This window comes from Modestobacter sp. VKM Ac-2984, assembly GCF_026967985.1.
GTDB lineage: Bacteria > Actinomycetota > Actinomycetes > Mycobacteriales > Geodermatophilaceae > Modestobacter.
Genome location: NZ_JAPVBJ010000002.1, coordinates 548,691 through 566,584 on the forward strand (window position 1 = coordinate 548,691; position 17,894 = coordinate 566,584).

Consider the following 17,894-nt stretch of genomic DNA (forward strand, 5'->3'; position numbering starts at 1 on the left):
TCGCCACCCCGCCGGACGAGGCCAACCCGGCCCTCGGTGTCCGCGGGCTGCGCACCGCCCGCCGCGACCCCGGCCTGTGACCCACCAGCTGGACGCCGTGGCGCAGGCCGCCAGCAGCACCGGCGCCGCCCCTTGGGTGATGGCGCCGATGGTGGCCACGGTGGCCGAGGCCGCGGAGTTCGCCGCCCAGGTGCGGGAGCGGGGCATGGTGCCGGGCGTCATGGTGGAGGTGCCCTCGGTCGCCGTCCTCGCCGACCGGTTCCTCGAGCACCTGGACTTCCTGTCGATCGGCACCAACGACCTGTCGCAGTACACGCTCGCCGCCGACCGGCTCTCCGCGGACCTGGCAGACCTGACCGACCCGTGGCAGCCCGCGCTGCTCGCGCTGGTGCAGGCGACGGCGGCGGCCGGTCAGCGCGCCGGGAAGCCCGTGGGGGTCTGCGGTGAGGCGGCCGCCGACCCGATGCTGGCGTGCGTGCTGGTCGGCATGGGGATCACCTCGCTGTCCTGCGCCGCCTCGTCGGTGGCCGGGGTGGGCGCACGGCTGGCGACGGTGGACCTGGCGACCTGTCAGCGGGCCGCCGAGGCCGCCCTCGCCGCGGCCGACCCGCAGTCCGCGCGCGCCGCGGTGCGTGAGGTGCTCGCCGCCGGCTGATCCGGGTGCAGCTCAGCGCCCCGTCGGTCCAGCCAGCGGACCGGCGGGGCGCTGTCGTCTCCGGGTGAGGGTGCTCACTCAGCAGAGGTGACCGACTGCACTGCGTTGGTGCTGGACAAGTGACGCTCGGGTGAAGGATCCATGGCCAGCACCCCCTTCGAGTGAAGCTTCCGTCGGAGCCTTCAGCGACACGGCCTTAGATCCGTTGGAATAGTCGTCGCCTTGCCTGGTTTAATACAGGCGTAACACCCACTCAGGACCCCCGGAAGAAGGCAGTGACATGAGCAGCGTGACCTCCAGCTGGCGTCAGCGTCGGCAGGCGTCGCGTACGCGGCGGGCAGTGGATGCCGCCGTCGCCCGCACCAGCAGCCCCGCCATGCGGGACGAGCTGCTGACCCTGGCCAACAGCAGCCAGTTCAACAACGTCCTGCGCTGACCACCCACCGTCCTCGACGACGAGGGCGGACGCAGGCACGCACCGCGACCCCGGACTCCCCATGGGAGCCGGGGTCCTCTGCTGTGTGGGGCTTCCTCAGTCGCGGAGGCGGGACCGCAGGGCTGCCTGCTCGTCGGCGCCGAAGCCGTGCTGCTCCAGCCAGCCGATCGGGCCGCCCCAGCGCTCGTCGAGCACCTCCAGCACCCGGCGCATGGACTCGGCCCGCGGGGTGTGGCTGGCGACGTCGCGCCGGGTCATGTCCTCGGCGTAGGTCGGGCTGCTGGCGAGCTTGGCGACGAGTGCGTCGATGATCTCGGCGGTCTGCGCGTAGTCGGCGATGATCGCCTCCGGCGTCACCCCCGCCACCGCGAGGGTCAGCGCGCAGACCACGCCGGTCCGGTCCTTGCCCGCGGCGCAGTGCACCACCGCAGCACCGGGTCCGCCGGCGGCCAGTGACCGGACTGCGGCCAGCACGTTGTCGGTGCCGTCGGTGAGGTAGCCGAGGTAGGAGCGGACGGCGGGCGGTTCGCCCTCGTCCCCGGGCGCGACCTGGCGGGGGAGGAGCGACTCCGCCCAGTCGGCCGGCAGCTGGGCCCGGATCTCCTCGTCGCTCTCCTCGGCGGCGAAGACGTCGGTGCGCAGCCCCCGCTCGGGCAGCAGGGTGAAGTGCCGGTGGGTGACCGTGTCCACGTCGCGCAGCGGGCTGCGCCCCTCGAGCAGGATCTCGGCGGTGGTCCGCAGGTCGACGACCTCGGTCAGCCCCACCTCCTCGACCAGCGCGGCGACGTCGGCCGGGCTGAGGGTCTGCAGGTTGTCGCTGCGCAGGACCCGGCCGAACTGCGTCGTCCCGCCGTCGGTGGTCGGCAGCCCGCCCAGGTCACGGGTGTTCGTCGTCCCGTCCAGGTGCAGCCAGCGGTCGGTGCGAGTGCCAGTCACGCCCCTGACCGTACGACGTCAGCCGCGCGCCAGCAGCTCCCGGCACACGGCGAGCAGCCGTTCGCGCAGCGCAGCGCCGCGGTCGGCGAAGGCGCGCTGGGCGGCGCCGTACTCGGCCTTGCCCTCCGGCGTCTCGACCGCCACGGGTGCGTACCCGTGGCTCGTGAGGTCGTAGGGGGAGGCACGCATGTCCAGCTCGCGGACGTCGGCGGCCAGCGCGAAGCAGTCGGCCAGCAGCTCACCGGGCACCGCGGGGCTGAGCTTGTAGGCCCACTTGAAGAGGTCCATCGTGGCGTGCAGGCAGCCCGGCTGCTCCAGCTGCTGCTGGGTCTCCCGGGTCGGCGTCAGCGTGTTCCGGGGGGCGCCGGCCCGGGTGAAGAACCGGAACGCGTCGATGTGGCTGCACTGCACCCGGTGCGACTCGACGACGGCGTCGGTGCCGGCCTGGCCCAGCCGCAGCGGCAGCGGGTGGCGTACCTCGCCGTCCTCGGGGCGGTAGAGCATCGCCCACTCGTGCATGCCGAAGCAGCCGAACTGTCCCGGGCGGCCGGCCGTCCCGCGAAGCAGGCCCTCGACCCAGCCGACCGACGACCGCCGCTTGGCCAGGAACGCCGGCACGTCGAGCCCGACCCCGCGCACCGGCTCCCCGGCGGCGTCCCGGGCGTCGACCTCGGTGTAGAACGGCCAGCTCAGCCGCTCGTCGGCGGCCGCGCCGGTCAGGACGACGCCGACCCCCGGGTGCCAGCGGCGCAGCCGGCCCGGCGTCTCGGAGTAGTAGGTGAAGAGGAAGTCCAGCACCGGGTGCGCGACCCCGGCCCGGCGGCGCTCCTGGTGCGGCACCAGCCAGGCGTCCATCCGCTGCTGGTGGGCCGCAGCCCGGGCCGCCCACTCCGCCTCCGGCAGCACCGTCGGCGCAGGGGAGAGCAGCGGGAGCACCGACCCAGGGTAGGCGCGCACCGCGGACCCCTGACACCTGTCACCGCCCGGCCGTGCACCGGCGGGGAGAAGTCGTGCACCCAGGCACCTGTGCCGGCCGCTGTCCGGCGGCAACGTGAGGGGTGCGTCCGACAGCCCGGCCCGACGGCGGCCGGCGGCGCACCGAGGAGGTCGACCGTGCACCCCAGCGCCCCACCCGTGCTCCCACCCGTGACCGTCGAGGCCGCTCCAGCGATCGCGGTCCGGGACCTGCGGCGCAGCTACGGCGACTTCGAGGCCGTCCGGGGCATCTCCGTCGAGGTGAGGCCCGGGGAGGTGCTCGCCCTCCTGGGGGTCAACGGTGCCGGCAAGACCTCCGCCCTGGAGGTGCTGGAGGGGCTCGCCGACGCAGGCAGCGGGACCGTCCGGGTGCTGGGCATGGACCCGGTCACCGAGCGGGCCCGGGTCCGCCCGCACCTGGGCGTGCTGCTGCAGAGCAGCGGCCTGCCCGGCGACCTCACCGTCGCCGAGACCCTGCGCACGTGGGCCGGCACGCTGACCGCACCCCGGCCGGTCGAGGAGGCCCTGACCCAGGTCGGCCTCACCGGTCGCGCCGACGTCCGGGTGCGCAGTCTCTCCGGGGGCGAGCGACGGCGCCTGGACCTCGCGCTGGCCCTGCTCGGCCGGCCCGGCGTCGTCGTCCTCGACGAGCCGACCACCGGGCTGGACCCGGAGTCCCGACGCCAGGTCTGGGCGCTGGTCCAGGGGCTGGTGGCCGACGGCGCCGCGGTGCTGCTGACCACGCACCACCTGGAGGAGGCCGAGGAGCTCGCCGACCGCGTCGCCATCATGCGGGGCGGGCAGATCGTGCTGTCCGGGACCCAGGCCGAGATCGCCGAGACCCAGCCAGCCACCATCCGCTTCGGCCTCGACGAGGACGCCCCGCGGCCGCCGGTCCCCGCCGGCGTGCAGGTGGTCACCGACGGGCGGCGGGTGGAGTGGCACACCCGCGCGTTGCAGCCGGTGCTCGCCGGGCTGCTGGCCTGGGCGGCCGAGCACGGGGTCGTGCTGCGGACCCTGCTGGCCCGCGCCGGCTCCCTGGAGCAGGCCTTCCTCGCCGTCGCCGACGGCACCGACCCGCGCGAGACCCCGGAGGAGAACGAATGACCGCCACGACCCCCGATCGCACGACCCTCGACCGCCCCACCAGCGGACCCTCCCGGCTGTCCCGGGTGTGGTCCCTGGCCTCGGCCGAGACCAGGATGCTGGGCCGCAACCGGACCGCCCTGGTGAACTCCGTCGTCCTGCCGCTGCTCTTCGTCGCGGCCGTCCCGGCGCTGGGCATGGACGAGGGCGAGCTGCCCTTCGGCGCCCGGCTGCTGGTGACCGCCGTCGGCATCAGCTTGGTGATGCTGACCTACTACAACCTGGTGACCACTTACGTGGCCCGCCGGGAGGACCTGGTGCTGCAGCGGATGCGCACCGGGGAGCTGACCGACGTCGAGGTGCTGGCCGGCACCGCTGCGCCCACCGTGTTCGTCACGCTCGGCCAGGTGGTGATCATCGCCGCGGGCGTGGTGCTGCTCGGCGAGTGGTCGGCCCCCGCCGACGTCGTCCTGCCGCTGGTCGCCCTGCTCGCGGGGACGCTGCTGATGGTCGTGCTGGCCGCGGCGAGCACGAGCTTCACCCGGACGCCGGAGTCCGCGCAGATCACCACGTTGCCGATCATCGTGGTCTCCACCGGGCTGTCCGGCGTCTTCTACCCGCTCTCCGTCTTGCCCGAGGCGCTGGGCCAGATCGCCCGGTTCCTGCCGCTCACCCCGGTCGTCGAGCTGCTGCAGCTGGGCCTGGCCGGCCAGACCTGGCAGGGCGACCCGGTCGACGGCAGCGTCTGGCCGCACGCCGGCATGCCGCTGGCGGTGCTCGCCGGCTGGCTGGTCGTGGGCTCGATCGCCGCCCGGCGCGGGTTCCGGTGGGCTCCCCGCCGGTGAGGTCCCGCCCCCGGGACGGTCGGTACGGCAGCATGACCGCCGTGCCGACCGTCTCCCGCTGGTGGAACAGCCGGACGGCGCCGCAGCGGATCGACCTCTACACCCGCTGGTCCTTCTACGTCTTCCTGGCCGGGCTGCCGGTGCTCGCCCTCGCGGTGGTGGGTGCGGCGGTCGAGGGGGCGGAGCCGACGGAGGGGGCGTGGCTGTTCGTCGCCGGATCCGTCGTCACCGCGGCGATGGCGGTGCAGCTGACCCGGCGGGGGCTGGCGGCGCACCTGGCCGCACGACCGCTCCCCGGGCGGCTGGCCGTCCTGGCGTTCTGCCTCGCGGGGGCGACGGCGGCCGGCGGGGCCTGGGCGTTCGCCGACCGTGAGACGTCGGTCGCGGTGCCGTGGTCGGTCACCCTGCCCCTCGGTGCGGTGCTCATCGCCTGCTCGACGGTCTGGAGCACCCGGCAGCTCGCCCCGTACGCGATGGGCATCGGGGTGCTTAGCGGCTTCGTCACCTCGCTCGGCGACGCGCACCCTGCCGCGGCCGCCGTGCAGGGCGTGGTGATGGCGACGACGGTCCTCTTCGTGGTCCTGGCCTTCCGGTTCACCGTCTGGGTGCTCGACGTGGTGCTGGAGATGGAGCGCAGCCGCGGTGTGCAGCTGCAGCTGGCGGTGGCCGAGGAGCGGCTGCGGTTCGCCCGCGACCTGCACGACGTCATGGGCCGGAACCTCTCGGCGATCGCGGTGAAGAGCCAGCTGGCCGGGGAGCTCGTGCGCCGGTCCCGGCCGGAGGCCGCCGCGGAGGTGGCCGACATCAGCCGGATCGCCGAGGAGTCGCTGAAGGAGGTCCGGGAGGTGGTCCGCGGCTACCGCCGGACCGACCTCACCGGCGAGCTCGCCGGGGCACGCTCCGTGCTGCGCGCGGCCGGCGTGGGCTGCACGGTGCAGGGTGAGGACGGTGCCGGCACCCTGCCCGAGCCCGTGCAGGCCGCGCTGGGCTGGGTGGTGCTGGAGGCGGTCACCAACGTGCTGCGGCACAGCGAGGCCGCAGAGTGCACGATCACGCTGGAGCGAGGGAGTGGAGAGGTGCGGCTGACCGTGAGCAACGACGGCGTCTCCACCGACCCGGGTGAGGGCAACGGCCTGACGGGCCTGCGCGAGCGGCTGGCCGGTGCCGGCGGGACGCTGCACGCCGGCCGGGACGGCGACCGGTTCACCGTCACCGCCACGGTGCCCGCCGGGGGTGCGGCGTGATCCGGGTGCTGCTGGCCGACGACGAGAACCTGGTCCGGGTCGCCTTCGCCGCACTGCTCGGCCTGGAGGACGACCTCGAGGTGGTCGCCCAGGCCTCCTCCGGCGCCGAGGCACTGGCGATGGCCCGGGCGCACACGCCGGACGTCGCCGTCCTGGACCTGCAGATGCCCGACCGGGACGGGATCAGCGTGGCCGGCGAACTCGCCACGCTGCTGCCCGGCTGTGGGTTGGTCATCGTCACCGGCCACGGGCGGCCGGGGCACCTCAAGCGTGCCCTGGAGGCCGGGGTCCGCGGGTTCCTGCCGAAGACGGTGAGCGCCGCCGTGCTCAGCGACGTGGTGCGCACCGTGCACCGGGGTGGGCGCTACGTCGACCCGGAGCTGGCGGCGGAGGCGATCAGCGCCGGGGACAGCCCGCTGACGCCGCGCGAGGCCGACGTGCTGGAGCTGGCCGCCGGCGGCGCTCCGGTGGAGGAGATCGCCGTCCGGGCGCACCTGTCACCGGGGACGGTGCGCAACCACCTGTCGGCGGCCTCGGCCAAGCTGGGTGCACCGAACCGGCACGCCGCCGTGGAGACGGCGCGCCGGCACGGCTGGATCTGAGGAGGGCTCCCTCGCGGGAGCGGTGGGTCAGGAGTTGCCGGGGCGGGTGACGGAGTCCTCGGTCTGGGCGTCGTCGTCGGTGAGCAGGACGGTGTCCTTCTCGCCGCCGTCCCCGCGGTCGTGGCCGGGGGTGCCGTCGACCAGGTCGCCCTCGGGGTCGTCGGTCGCCGGGGAGTCGTGGTATCCGCTGGTGGCGGGCTCTGTCATGGGGTGGACCTCTCGATCAGGGGGTCAGGACGGGTCGGCGCGCTGCGCCAGCGAGGGCTCGGTGGAGGTGCGCTCCGGCTGGAGGTCGTCGCTCTCCGCGTCCCGTGCCAGCGCGGCGTCCCGAGTCAACGGGACGCCCTCCCGGGTGCCGGTCTCGTTCGTGTCCTCGGCACCGGTGCCCAGATCGCTGTTGTCGCCCGTCCCGGAAGCCGTGGGCACGTCCTGCTGGATGCGGTCGCTGCCGCCGGTCTCGCTCATCGCGGTCCTCCTCGCGTGGACGTCGTCCTCCGCCCATGCCCGCGATGCCGCGGGCCCATGCACCGCCGGCCGCCTCCCGTCCGCCTCAGAAGGCGGCTTCGTCGACGTCCATGAGCGCGTTGTCGGTGTGCTCGACGATGAACCGCTCGCTGGCCAGCGTGGGCAGCACCTGGGCGCAGAAGAACCGGGTGGCGGCGAGCTTGCCCTCGTAGAAGTGCCGGTCGGACTCCGACACCTCGCCGTCCAACGCGGTCAGCGCGACCTCGGACTGGCGGACCAGCAGCCAGGCGGTGATCAGGTCACCGGTGGCCAGCAGCAGCCGGGAGGTGTTCTGCCCGACCTCGTAGAGCTTGCGGACGTCGGTCTGGGCCGCGCCGAGCTGGCCGAACATCGCGCTCAACATGCCCTGGACGTCGCCGAGCGCGGTCGCCAGCAGCGCCCGCTCCTCCTTGAGCCGCCCGTTGCCGGCCTCGGCCGTGATCGTCGCCTGGACCTGCTCGGCCAGCCAGGTCAGCGCGACCCCGCCGTCCCGGACGATCTTGCGGAAGAAGAAGTCCTGCCCCTGGATCGCCGTGGTGCCCTCGTAGAGGGTGTCGATCTTGGAGTCCCGGATGTACTGCTCGATCGGGTGGTCCTGCAGGTAGCCCGAACCGCCGAGCGTCTGCAGCGACTCGGCGGTGAGCAGCTGGGTGGCCCGCTCGGAACCGTGGCCCTTGACGATCGGCAGCAGCAGGTCGTTGACCTTGGCGGCGAGGACCGCCTCGGGGCTGTCGGCCGTGCCGGCGGCCTCTGCCTCCATCACCTGGTCGCGGAAGGTGGCGGTGTACAGGTACAGCGCGCGCATGCCCTCGGCGTAGGCCTTCTGCAGCATCAGCGAGCGCCGGACGTCGGGGTGGTGGGTGATGGTGACCCGCGGGGCGTCCTTGGCCGTGGCGGTGAGGTCGGCTCCCTGCACGCGCTCCTTGGCGTAGGCCAGGGCCACCTGGTAGCCGGCCGAGAGGGTCGCGATCGCCTTGGTGCCGACGAACATCCGGGCGTACTCGATCACCTTGAACATCTGCGCGATGCCGTCGTGCACGTCTCCGACCAGCCAGCCCTGCGCCGGCACCGGGCCGTCGCCGAAGGACAGCTCGCAGGTGGTGGAGACCTTCAGGCCCATCTTCTTCTCCACGCCGGTCACGTACACGCCGTTGCGCTCGCCGAGCGCGCCGGTGGCCAGGTCCACGTGGAACTTGGGGACGACGAAGAGCGACAGGCCCTTGCTGCCCGGCTTGGCGCCCTCGGGCCGGGCCAGCACCAGGTGGACGATGTTGTCGCTCAGGTCGTGCTCGGCGGAGGTGATGAAGCGCTTCACCCCGGTGAGGTGCCAGGAGCCGTCGGGCTGCTGCACCGCCCTCGTCCGCCCGGCACCGACGTCGGAGCCGGCCTCGGGCTCGGTGAGCACCATGGTGGCGCCCCAGAGGTGCTCGATCATCAGCTCGGCCAGCCGCTGCTGGTCCGGGGTGCCGAGGGAGTGCAGGATCGCCGCGAACGTGGGGCCGGAGCCGTACATGAACGCCGCCGGGTTGGCGCCGAGCAGCATCTCGAAGGCGGCCCAGCGCAGGCTGAACGGTGCGCCGAACCCGCCGAGCTCGTCGGGCAGGTCCAGCCGCCACCACTCACCGGCGTTCACCGCCCGGACCGACGCCTTGAACGACTCGGGCAGCGTCACCGAGTGCGCCGCCGGGTCGAACACCGGAGGGTTCCGGTCGGCGTCGGTGAAGGAGTCGGCGAGCGGGCCCTCGGCGAGCCGCCGGACCTCGGCCAGCACCCCGCGGGCGGTCTCGGCGTCCATCTGCTCGAACGGCCCCGTGCCGAACCTGTCCTTGCTGCTCTGGAACTCGAACAGGTTGAACTCGAGGTCGCGCAGGTTCGCCGTGTAGTGGCCCATGGGGGGTGCTCCCGTGCTCGCCGGTCGGACGCGAGCAGGTCCTACTCGCGGGTAACAAGACCGTATGACCGGCCGGTGACCACAGCAAGCACCTCGGCCGCAGCTCGCCCTGCGGGGTCAGTCCGCCGGGCGGGCGTCGGGCTCGGTCTCCGGAGGCGGGTACACCGGGCCGGCCATGCCGTCGGCGCCGTCGTCCCCCGGGGTGGGGGAGACGGCGCCGCCCAGCGGCTCGACGTCGTGCTCGTCCCGGTCCTGCTCGTCCGGCCGGTCCTGCGGGGAGCTGGTCATGCCCCGAGTCTCGACCGCGGGCCGTCCGGCGGCGAGCCGGGCAGCTCAGCCGTCCAGCGCCGGCCCGGCCTCGTGGCGGGGGTGCCCGGACGTGCGCTCGCGCTGCTTCATCCGCGCCTCGAACACGTGTCGGTCGCCGCCGGCCAGCTCGTCCCGGGCGCGCTGGTCGAAGGCCCGGTAGGTGCTCCAGTAGTTCGCGTCGTAGTCCTCGACGAGCTGGAAGGTCCACCGGTCGGCGATCACGTTGCGACCGACGAGGTCGCGCTCGAGGTCGTCGGCCAGCTCGGTGTGCCCGGCGTCGCGGAGGCCGGCGACGGCGTCCTGGAGGAGGAGGTCGGCCTTGCCGGTGAGCTGGTGGAAGCCGTACAGCAGGCCGCGGGCCTGCTCGACGGTCTCGAGGGACTCGGAGAGCTTGCCCAGGGCGACGACGGTGGCCTCGTCGAGGTCCGGACGCGAACGGTCGGTCATGGACCGATCCTGCGGGTGCCCGCGTCGTCCTGCCCGGCGGCCCCGCTGCAGGGGCCCGCGAGCGTACGAGTGGGGGGCAGCGGGGTCCTCCTTCAGGCGGAGGCGAGGGCGGCGTCGATCAGCTTCTCGGCCAGTTGACGCCCGTGCGAGGCGGGGCCGTCCGGGCCGAGCAGACCGCCGGAGAGGTACATCCCGTCGATGATCAGGTGCACCTGTGCGGCGAGGTCGTCGCCGCCGCCGGGGATGAGCTGGTCGGCCAGGCCCTCGAGCCGGGAGTGCAGCTCGAACTTGTAGTCGGCGGCCGCGCTGCGGGCCGGGTGCTGCGGGTCGTCGTACTCGCTGCTGACGTTGGTGAACGGGCAGCCGCGGAAGCCGACCCGGGTGACGTCGGCCTCGACGGCGTCGACCACCGAGAGCAGCGCGGCCCGCGGGTCGCCCTGGCGTTCGTCGAGCTCGGCGTCGATGTAGGCCAGCACGGTGGCGGCCTTGCGCGAGAGGTAGGCGCCGACCAGGTCGTCCTTGCTCTTGAAGAGCCGGTAGACCGTCATCTTCCCCAGGCCGGTCTCGCGGACGAGCTCGTCCATCCCCACGCTGCGCGAGCTGCGCGCCGAGAAGAGACGCTCGGCCGTGTCCAGGACGATCTCCTGCCGTTCCGCGCGGGAGCGACGGGCCGGCAGGGCGCCGTCCTCTGGTGCGTGCAGGGGGAGGGCTGCGGCGGTCACGGTCTGATCGTGCAGCACATCGTGACGGAGCGGTCCACGGCACGCCGAGGGGGACAGGCCCCTGACCAGCACCTCCGGGGCGAGAGGAGCACCCGGGGCAGTGGGGAACTGTGAGGCGGTTGTGACTCTCCGCTGTGACTCTCCGCTGTGCCGCTCCGCTGTGCCGCTCCACGTGGGGAGCCGGCCGGCTGGGATCAGGCGCGGCGGGTGCGCCGGGGGTTGGCCAGCATCCGGGCGACCGCCTGCTGCGGGGTCTGCTCCTCGCCGGAGGTGGTGGTGTCGTCGAGCTGCTGGTCGCGGGCGTCTTCGTGCATGCCCTCACCCTCCCCTGCCGGGCGAGCCGGAAAACCGCCCCGAGCCAACTCGGCCCCCATCGGGTGGTGAGACCTCGCTCACCTGGTGCGGTCGGGGACCAGCAGGGGCACGTCCAGCACCGGGGCGGAGGTCTCCCGCGGCACGCGTTCCCAGGTGAGGAGCAGGGTCACCGCCCAGGTCAGGACGGCGAGGGTGGTCACGAAGAAGCTCGGCGGCAGGTTCACCATCGCCGAGAGGACCAGGCCGAACCAGACGCTGCCCAGGGCGATGGCCACGGCGATCGCGGCCACCAGCCCGGGCCGGGCGGTCATCCGCAGCGCCGCCGCGGCCGGGGTCACCACCAGGGCGAACAGCAGCAGCGTGCCCACCACCTGCACGGCCATCGTGATGGTCAGCGCGAGCAGGACGACGAAGGCCACGCCCAGGGCGCGGACCGGGACCCCGCGGGCCTCCGCCACGGTCGGGTCCACCGAGGCGAAGACGAGGGGCCGGGCGATGACGGCCAGCACGCCGACCACCAGCACGGTGAACCCGCCGAAGACCCACAGCTGGTCGCGGGAGATGGCCAGCAGGTTCCCGAACAGCACGGTCGTGGTGCTGCTGGCGTTCGCGGTGGCCAGCGAGGCGAACAGCACGCCCAAGCCGGTGGCGAAGGCGAGGATCGTGCCGGTGGCCACCTCCCGGTCGGCCACCCGCTTCCCGAACAGCCCGATCAGCAGCCCGCCGCCGACGCAGAAGACCGCCAGGCCCAGCGTCACCGGGGCGCCGACCAGGATGGCGCCGGTCGCGCCGGGGAAGCCGATGTGGGCCAGGGCGTGGGCGGCGAAGGCGTTCTGCCGGGTGACGACGAACCAGCCCATCAGCCCGGCGGCCAGCGCGACCATCGAACCGCCGAGCAGGGCGTGCTGCATGAACGTGGTCTGCAGCACCTGCAGCCAGTTCTCCTGGAAGGTGACCACGGCTCAACCGCCCCGGGTGAAGAGATCGCCCTGCGCGGTGCGCACCACCCGGACCGGGGTGCCGTACAGGTGGGTGAGCAGGTCCTCGGTGACGACGGCGTCGATCGGGTCGTGGTGCGGGTGCCCGTCGAGCAGGTACACGGCATCGGTGAGCACGGGCAGCAGCGGGTTGAGGTCGTGCGCGACGACCATCACCGTGACCCGGCGCTCGCGGGTGAGCTCGCCGAGCAGCGCGACCACCTCGTGCTGGTTGCGCAGGTCCAGGTTGGCCAGCGGCTCGTCCAGCAGCAGCAGCTCGGCGTCGTCGACGATCGCCTGGGCGATCGCGACCCGCTGCTGCTGACCACCGGAGAGCTCCGACATCCGCCGGTCGGCGTAGCCGGCGGCGCCGACCCGGTCGAGCGCCTCGTCGACCCGGGCCCGCTCGGCGGCCGAGGCGCGGCGCAGCCCGAAGCGCCCCCCGGTCAGGCCGAGCATGACCAGGTCGCGGGCGCGCACCGCCTCGCCCAGCGCGGCGGTGTAGTTCTGCGGCACGTAGCCGATCCGGCGGTCACCCCGGCTGGGGGTGCGGCCGAGCACCTCGACCCGCCCGCCGGCGGGGGGCAGCATGCCGAGGACGAGCTGGAACAGCGTGGTCTTCCCGGCGCCGTTGGGCCCGATGACCCCGACCACGGCACCGGTGGGCACGGTGAGCGTGCCCTGCGACCAGACCAGCCGGCCGCCGCGGACCACCGAGACGTCGTCGAGGACGAGCGCCGGTGGCCGCACGGCGAGCCGGTCGGCCGTCGGGACGTCTGTCACTGACCCCCACCGAGTGCGTTCGACAGCTGCTGCAGCTGGTCCAGCTGCCAGGACACGAAGGACGACTCCCCGTCCGGCGCCGACTCGGTGACCTCGACGACCGGCACCCCGGCCGTCTCCGCCGCGGCGCGCAGCTGCTCGGGGAGGCTGCCCTCCGTCTGAGAGTTGTACACCAGGACGTCGACCGAACCGTCGGCCAGCGCCGCCTCGAACGCGGCCACGTCGCCGGGCGCCGGGTCGGTCTCGTTGCTGGCGGCGTCCCGGTAGCCCTCGGGGGTGGCGTCGGTCAGGCCGATGGCCTCGGCGGTGTACTGGAACACGCTCTCCGTGGCGGCGTACGAGCGACCGGCGGCGGAGGACTGCAGGGCCGCCAGCTCGTCCAGGTAGGGCTGCAGGTCGGACTCCCAGGCCTGCGCCTGCTCGGCGAAGTGGTCGGCAGCGTCCGGCGACAGCTCACCGAGCTGCTCGGTCACCGCAGCGGCGACGGCCTGCACGTACTCGGGTGAGTACCAGAGGTGCGGGTTGACGCCGCCGTGGCCGTGCTCCTCCTCGGCGTGCTCCTCGCCCTTGGAGGGCTCCTCCTCCGCGTGCTCCTCCTCTTCCGCGTGCTCCTCCTCGATGCCGACCACCTCGGCCGCGTCGACGACGGTGGGCGCGGGGTCGAGGGTGGCGACGGCGTCGGCGGCCCAGTGGTCGTAGTCGGCACCGTTGAGCACGACCAGCTCGGCGTCGGTGAACGCGGCGATGTCGGCGGTCGTCGGCTCGTAGTCGTGCGGGTCGACCGCCGAGGAGGCGAGCACGGTGGTGACGTTGGTGCAGTCACCGCCCAGCTGCTCGACGATCGAGCCCCACTGGCTCACCGAGACGACGACGTCGAGGACCTCACCGGGACAGCTCTCCGCGTCGGCCGCGCTGGTCGTGGTGCCCGCGCCGGCGCTGGGGCCCCCACAGGCGGCGAGGGTCAGCGTGGCGGTGGCGGCCAGGGCGGTGAGCGCCGGGCGGCGGGACAGGGCGAGGCGGGGCACGGTGGGTCCTCACGGGAGTGGCTACTGGGAATGGTCGTCACAATCAGTATCACCCCAGCCGTGCGCTGCGTCGATGTCGGTCCCCCCACAGCGGGCCCCGCCCCGACCTGCAGGGCCCAGGTCAGGCCCCGGTCACCCGGTTCTCCGGGTCCACGCCCGCGGCCGGGTCGCTGCCCTCGGTCGGGTCGCTGCCCTCGGTCGGGTCGCCGCCCTCGGCCGGCTGCTCGGGGTGCGGCGTGCGGCCGGTCTCGTGCTGGTCGCTCGTGGCGTCGCCCTCGGCGGGCTCAGCGGGGTGCGGGGTGCGTCCGGTGTTCTCGGTCATGCCCGCCCCGTGCCCCCGCCCGCGGCGGCGCAACCATCAGCCGACCGGCGTCGCCGCGGGGGTCTGGGGCAGCAGCGCCTGGACCTCGTCGTCGTCCGGCAGCGCACCGCGCGCGCCCGCGCCGGTCGTCGACAGCGCCGCCGCCGTGACCGCGTAGCGGACCGCGTCGGCCAGCGTCTCGCCGCGGTCTAGCGCGCTGCTCAGCGCACCGCAGAAGCAGTCGCCGGCGCCGGTGGTGTCGACCGGCTCGACCGGCGGGGGCCCCTGCACGTGCGCCGGACCCTCCGCGGGCACCACCAGAGCGCCCCGTGCGCCCAGGGTGACCACCGTCGACCGCACGCCCAGCCCGCAGGCCAGCTCGGCCAGCTCGCCGGGGGAGAGCTCGCCGGACGGCGCGCCGGTCAGCCGGCGCAGCTCGTGCTCGTTGGGCACCAGGACGTCGACCCGGGCCAGCAGGTCGGCCGGCAGCGGCTGCGGCGGCGCCGGGTTCAGGACGACGGTTCCCCGGGTGGCCGCAGCGGCGGCCTGCACCGTGTCCAGCGGGCTCTCCAGCTGCAGCAGCAGCACGCCGGCGCGGTGCACCGACTCCACGTCGACGTCCGCGGGGGTCAGCTCGGCGTTGGCGCCGGGCACCACCACGATCAGGTTCTCCCCGCCGGCCGCCTCGACCGGGATCATGGCCGACCCGGTGGGCACGCCCTCGGTGCGGTGCACCCGCCCCACGTTCACCCGCGCGTCGGCGAGGGCGGCGAGCTGCCGGCCGGCCGCCGGGTCGGTGCCGACCCGGCCGACCATGTGCACGCCGGTGCCCAGCCGGCCGGCGGCGGCGGCCTGGTTGGCGCCCTTGCCTCCGGGCAGGACCGCGACCGAGGAGCCGATGACGGTCTCCCCGCGGCCGGGCAGCCGGTCGACGGTCACCACGACGTCCTCGTTGAGGCTCCCCACCACGGTCACGGACACGGCATCTCCCCGGTGGTCACCACGGCGCCAGCGTAGAGAGGCCGCTCAGTCGGTCGCCGCCGTCCGCCGCTGCCGCAGCGGCAGCCCGTACCAGGTGGTCAGCCCGATGAGGACGATCGCCGCGCACACCGTGACCGCCGGCCACCGCCCGAGCACCACGTCCAGCACGAGCAGCACCGCGCTGGTGATCCCGGTGAGGAGCAGGGTCAGCCCGACCACCAGCGACCGGTCGGCGAACCGGACGATCGCCGCCTTCTGCCGCCGCCGGAACAGCATCCGGTGGAAGGAGACGGGGGCGATGAGGACCACCGTGGCCGTGGCGGTGCTGATCATCGTGACCGCGTAGACCGTCGTCCCGAAGGTGCCGAGGTCGGCGAAGCGGGACTGGAAGGGCAGGGTCAGCAGGAAGGCGAAGAGCACCTGGACGGCGGTGATCGCCACCCGGATCTCCTGCAGCACCTCGTTGACGTTGCGGTCCAGCACCTCGTCGGGTGTCTCACCGCGGGCCAGGGCGGTCCGTTCGGCCTCGCTCCGTTTCTCCGCCACCTGCCTGCGGTACCGCAGGCGCAGCCGATCGACACCCGGAGACGCCCGTGCCCGAGCACCAGACCGAGGACGCCGACAGCACCCGCCGCGAGTTCGGCGAGGCGGTGAACATGACCGCCGGTGAGCTGGAGGGGTGGCTGGAGACCGAGGAGTCGCAGTCGGTGGGGCAGAAGAGCGGCGGGTCGGGGGAGTCCACCGGGCACGAGTCGGGCCGGCGGATCGTGCAGTTGCTGCGCACGAAGAAGGCCGACCTCACCGACGACGACCTCTCCCACATGCGCAAGGTGCACGGCTACGTGCAGCGCCACCTGGCCCAGGAGCCCGCCAAGGAGGACGTCGAGACGTCGCGGTGGCGGTACTCGCTGATGAACTGGGGTCACGACCCGCTCAAGGACAAGTAGCCTCGCCGGCGTGCAGCGCAACGACCCGGCGCAGTACGACCAGCTGGCCGACCAGTGGTGGGACCCGCACGGCGGCTTCGCGATGCTCCAGTGGATCGCCGCGTCGCGGGCCGGCCACGTTCCGCCGGCGCCGGCGCCCGGTGCCGTCCTGGTGGACCTCGCCTGCGGCGGTGGCCTGATGGCCCCGCACGTGCAGCGGCTCGGGTACCGGCACGTCGGCGTGGACATCGGGCTGGCCGGGCTGGAGGTCGCCCGCCGGCACGCGGTCTCCGTCGTCCGTGGGTCGGTGCTGGAGGTGCCGCTCGCCGACGGGTGCGCCGACGTCGTCACCGCCGGGGAGATCCTCGAGCACGTCGCGGACCCCGGGCAGGTGCTCGCCGAGAGCGCCCGGCTGCTCAAGCCCGGCGGTCTGCTGGTCATCGACTCGATCGCGGACACCCGGCTCGCCCCGATCGTGGCGGTCCGGATCGCCGAGCGGCTGCCCGGTGGGCCGCCGCCGGGGATCCACGACCCGGCGCTGTTCGTCGACCGGAAGGCGCTGCTGGCCACCGCGGACCGGCTGGGGCTGGACCTGCGGTTGGTCGGCCTGCGCCCCTCGGTGCGCGACCTGGTCGCCTGGCGGCGGGGACGACGGGACGACGTGCGGATGCGCACCATGCCCTGGACCGGGATCCTGTTCGCCGGCTCGGCGACCAAGCGCCCGGAGCCCGTCGCCGAGCAGCGGGCGCCGGGGTCCGCACGTACGGTCGGGGCATGACCGTCAGCGGCCCCGAGACCCCGAACGCGCCGGGAACGGCCTGGTGACCGCCGCAGTCGTCACCGGTTCGGGCCGCGCCCTGCCGGCCAGCTACCAGCAGGGCGAGGTCTGGGACGGGTACTTCGCCGCCAAGTACGCCGGTCTGCGCGCCGCCGAGCGGGTGTTCCGCAGCGCCGGCGTCCGCAGCCGGCACGCGGTGGTCAACCCCGTCGACGAGGACGTGTCGCAGTGGGGCACCGGGGCGCGGATGGAGCGCTACGTCACCGAAGGGCTCCCGCTGGGCAAGCAGGCCGTCGCGACCGCGCTGGACGCCGCCGGGCTGGCTCCCGGGGACGTCGGGCAGTTCGCCGTCGCCACCTGCACCGGGTACGCCACCCCGGGTCTGGACATCCGGCTGGCCAGCGACCTGGGCATGCCGCTCGGGCTGCAGCGACTGCTCGTGGGCCACATGGGCTGTTACGCGGCGCTGCCCGGCCTGGCTGCCGTGAGCGACTTCGTCACGGCACGTTCCCGGCCGGCCGTGCTGCTGTGCCTGGAGCTGACCAGCCTGCACGTGCAGCCGGCCGTCGCCGACCTGGAGCAGGTCGTCACCCACGCGCTGTTCAGCGACGCCGCGGCCGCGATCGTCGTCGAGCCTGCCGCCCGGCGGGGCCGGCGGGTGGCCGGGATGGTCGCCCGCACCGACGCGGCCACCGCCGACCACATGACCTGGGACGTCACCGACCTGGGCTTCCGGATGGGGCTGTCGCCCCGGGTTCCCGACGTGCTCGCCCGGCACGTCGGCGGGGTGGTCGAGGAGCTGCTCACCGAGGCGGGCCTGCGCGTCGAGGACGTCGCGGGGTGGGCGGTGCACCCGGGCGGGCCGCGGATCCTGGACGTCGTCCGGGACGAGCTGGGGCTCACCGAGGAGCAGATGGCGCCGTCACGCCGGGTGCTCGCCGAGCACGGCAACTGCTCGTCGGCGACGGTGCTGCTGGTGCTCGACGAGCTCGCCGACGTCGACGGCCCGGTGGTCGCGATGGCCTTCGGGCCCGGCCTGACCCTCTACGCCACCCTGCTGCTCCCCGTCTGACCCGAACCCCCCGGCCAGCTGGCCACCCGTTGGGCTGGCTGCCCCCTGGGCCGGCCGCCGCCCGGGTCAACCCGGGCGAGCTGA

Annotated in this window: 23 protein-coding genes; 9 read left to right on the plus strand and 14 right to left on the minus strand. The window is 74.2% G+C overall.

Features of this window, described 5'->3' with window-relative positions; translation table 11 throughout:
* Positions 1 to 76 precede the first annotated feature (76 nt).
* Entirely contained in the window at positions 77 to 655 is a 579-nt protein-coding gene (locus O2W16_RS06515; RefSeq protein WP_269157996.1) for a putative PEP-binding protein, read from the plus strand.
* 280 nt (positions 656 to 935) lie between these two features.
* Positions 936 to 1,091, plus strand: coding sequence for a hypothetical protein (locus O2W16_RS06520; protein ID WP_156119173.1), 156 nt, complete (start codon positions 936 to 938; stop codon positions 1,089 to 1,091).
* 96 nt (positions 1,092 to 1,187) lie between these two features.
* On the opposite strand, the gene O2W16_RS06525 is transcribed toward O2W16_RS06520, so the two are convergent.
* Together O2W16_RS06525 and O2W16_RS06530 are read right to left on the minus strand one after the other, a co-directional pair.
* Positions 1,188 to 2,027, minus strand: a complete 840-nt coding sequence (locus O2W16_RS06525) for a tyrosine-protein phosphatase (RefSeq protein ID WP_269157997.1) — start codon at positions 2,025 to 2,027, stop codon at positions 1,188 to 1,190.
* 18 nt (positions 2,028 to 2,045) lie between these two features.
* Entirely contained in the window at positions 2,046 to 2,963 is a 918-nt protein-coding gene (locus tag O2W16_RS06530; RefSeq protein ID WP_269157998.1) for a 3-methyladenine DNA glycosylase, read from the minus strand.
* A 177-nt stretch (positions 2,964 to 3,140) separates the two neighbouring features.
* Here O2W16_RS06530 and O2W16_RS06535 point away from each other — a divergent pair, with 177 nt between their 5' ends.
* Genes O2W16_RS06535 through O2W16_RS06550 form a run of 4 tightly spaced genes read left to right on the plus strand, consistent with a single transcriptional unit; the run spans position 3,141 to position 6,779 of the window.
* The gene (locus tag O2W16_RS06535; protein WP_269157999.1) at positions 3,141 to 4,109 is read left to right on the plus strand and encodes an ABC transporter ATP-binding protein; all 969 of its coding nucleotides are present in this window, start codon (positions 3,141 to 3,143) and stop codon (positions 4,107 to 4,109) included.
* Complete coding sequence (locus tag O2W16_RS06540) at positions 4,106 to 4,933, plus strand: ABC transporter permease (protein ID WP_269158000.1); 828 nt, start codon at positions 4,106 to 4,108, stop codon at positions 4,931 to 4,933. The genes O2W16_RS06535 and O2W16_RS06540 overlap by 4 nt, the downstream gene beginning before the upstream one ends.
* A gap of 32 nt (positions 4,934 to 4,965) precedes the next feature.
* Positions 4,966 to 6,177 carry a sensor histidine kinase gene (locus O2W16_RS06545; protein WP_269158001.1) on the plus strand — a complete coding sequence of 404 codons (1,212 nt, stop codon included), beginning with the start codon at positions 4,966 to 4,968 and terminating at the stop codon, positions 6,175 to 6,177.
* Positions 6,174 to 6,779, plus strand: a complete 606-nt coding sequence (locus tag O2W16_RS06550; RefSeq protein WP_269158002.1) for a response regulator transcription factor — start codon at positions 6,174 to 6,176, stop codon at positions 6,777 to 6,779. The genes O2W16_RS06545 and O2W16_RS06550 overlap by 4 nt, the downstream gene beginning before the upstream one ends.
* A 27-nt stretch (positions 6,780 to 6,806) precedes the next feature.
* Here the strand turns inward: O2W16_RS06550 and O2W16_RS06555 are convergent, their stop codons facing one another.
* The 12 genes from O2W16_RS06555 to O2W16_RS06610 form a co-directional block, all read right to left on the minus strand.
* Complete coding sequence (locus tag O2W16_RS06555) at positions 6,807 to 6,986, minus strand: hypothetical protein (RefSeq protein ID WP_269158003.1); 180 nt, start codon at positions 6,984 to 6,986, stop codon at positions 6,807 to 6,809.
* A 24-nt stretch (positions 6,987 to 7,010) separates the two neighbouring features.
* Entirely contained in the window at positions 7,011 to 7,244 is a 234-nt protein-coding gene (locus O2W16_RS06560) for a hypothetical protein (RefSeq protein ID WP_269158004.1), read from the minus strand.
* Positions 7,245 to 7,329: 85 nt separating this feature from the next.
* The gene (locus O2W16_RS06565) at positions 7,330 to 9,174 is read right to left on the minus strand and encodes an acyl-CoA dehydrogenase (protein WP_269158005.1); all 1,845 of its coding nucleotides are present in this window, start codon (positions 9,172 to 9,174) and stop codon (positions 7,330 to 7,332) included.
* Between the two features lie 117 nt (positions 9,175 to 9,291).
* Positions 9,292 to 9,462 carry a hypothetical protein gene (locus tag O2W16_RS06570; protein ID WP_269158006.1) on the minus strand — a complete coding sequence of 57 codons (171 nt, stop codon included), beginning with the start codon at positions 9,460 to 9,462 and terminating at the stop codon, positions 9,292 to 9,294.
* A gap of 45 nt (positions 9,463 to 9,507) precedes the next feature.
* Entirely contained in the window at positions 9,508 to 9,930 is a 423-nt protein-coding gene (locus O2W16_RS06575; protein ID WP_269158007.1) for a hypothetical protein, read from the minus strand.
* Between the two features lie 92 nt (positions 9,931 to 10,022).
* The gene (locus O2W16_RS06580) at positions 10,023 to 10,652 is read right to left on the minus strand and encodes a TetR/AcrR family transcriptional regulator (RefSeq protein ID WP_269158008.1); all 630 of its coding nucleotides are present in this window, start codon (positions 10,650 to 10,652) and stop codon (positions 10,023 to 10,025) included.
* Positions 10,653 to 11,044: 392 nt separating this feature from the next.
* Complete coding sequence (locus O2W16_RS06585; protein ID WP_269158009.1) at positions 11,045 to 11,926, minus strand: metal ABC transporter permease; 882 nt, start codon at positions 11,924 to 11,926, stop codon at positions 11,045 to 11,047.
* A gap of 3 nt (positions 11,927 to 11,929) precedes the next feature.
* Positions 11,930 to 12,727, minus strand: a complete 798-nt coding sequence (locus O2W16_RS06590) for a metal ABC transporter ATP-binding protein (protein ID WP_269158010.1) — start codon at positions 12,725 to 12,727, stop codon at positions 11,930 to 11,932.
* Complete coding sequence (locus O2W16_RS06595) at positions 12,724 to 13,752, minus strand: metal ABC transporter solute-binding protein, Zn/Mn family (RefSeq protein WP_269158011.1); 1,029 nt, start codon at positions 13,750 to 13,752, stop codon at positions 12,724 to 12,726. Before O2W16_RS06595 ends, O2W16_RS06590 begins: the two co-directional genes overlap by 4 nt.
* Positions 13,753 to 13,873: 121 nt before the next feature.
* Entirely contained in the window at positions 13,874 to 14,074 is a 201-nt protein-coding gene (locus O2W16_RS06600) for a hypothetical protein (RefSeq protein ID WP_269158012.1), read from the minus strand.
* Positions 14,075 to 14,110: 36 nt separating this feature from the next.
* Positions 14,111 to 15,034 (minus strand): ribokinase, encoded by a 924-nt coding sequence (locus O2W16_RS06605; RefSeq protein ID WP_269158013.1) that lies wholly within the window; start codon positions 15,032 to 15,034, stop codon positions 14,111 to 14,113.
* A 45-nt stretch (positions 15,035 to 15,079) separates the two neighbouring features.
* Complete coding sequence (locus O2W16_RS06610) at positions 15,080 to 15,580, minus strand: DUF6328 family protein (RefSeq protein ID WP_269158014.1); 501 nt, start codon at positions 15,578 to 15,580, stop codon at positions 15,080 to 15,082.
* Positions 15,581 to 15,627: 47 nt separating this feature from the next.
* On the opposite strand from O2W16_RS06610, the gene O2W16_RS06615 reads away from it, so the two are divergent.
* Genes O2W16_RS06615 through O2W16_RS06625 form a run of 3 tightly spaced genes read left to right on the plus strand, consistent with a single transcriptional unit; the run spans position 15,628 to position 17,810 of the window.
* Positions 15,628 to 15,981 (plus strand): DUF3140 domain-containing protein, encoded by a 354-nt coding sequence (locus O2W16_RS06615; protein ID WP_269158015.1) that lies wholly within the window; start codon positions 15,628 to 15,630, stop codon positions 15,979 to 15,981.
* A 10-nt stretch (positions 15,982 to 15,991) separates the two neighbouring features.
* Entirely contained in the window at positions 15,992 to 16,738 is a 747-nt protein-coding gene (locus tag O2W16_RS06620) for a methyltransferase domain-containing protein (RefSeq protein WP_269158016.1), read from the plus strand.
* Positions 16,739 to 16,781: 43 nt separating this feature from the next.
* Entirely contained in the window at positions 16,782 to 17,810 is a 1,029-nt protein-coding gene (locus O2W16_RS06625; protein ID WP_269158017.1) for a type III polyketide synthase, read from the plus strand.
* Positions 17,811 to 17,894 lie beyond the last annotated feature (84 nt).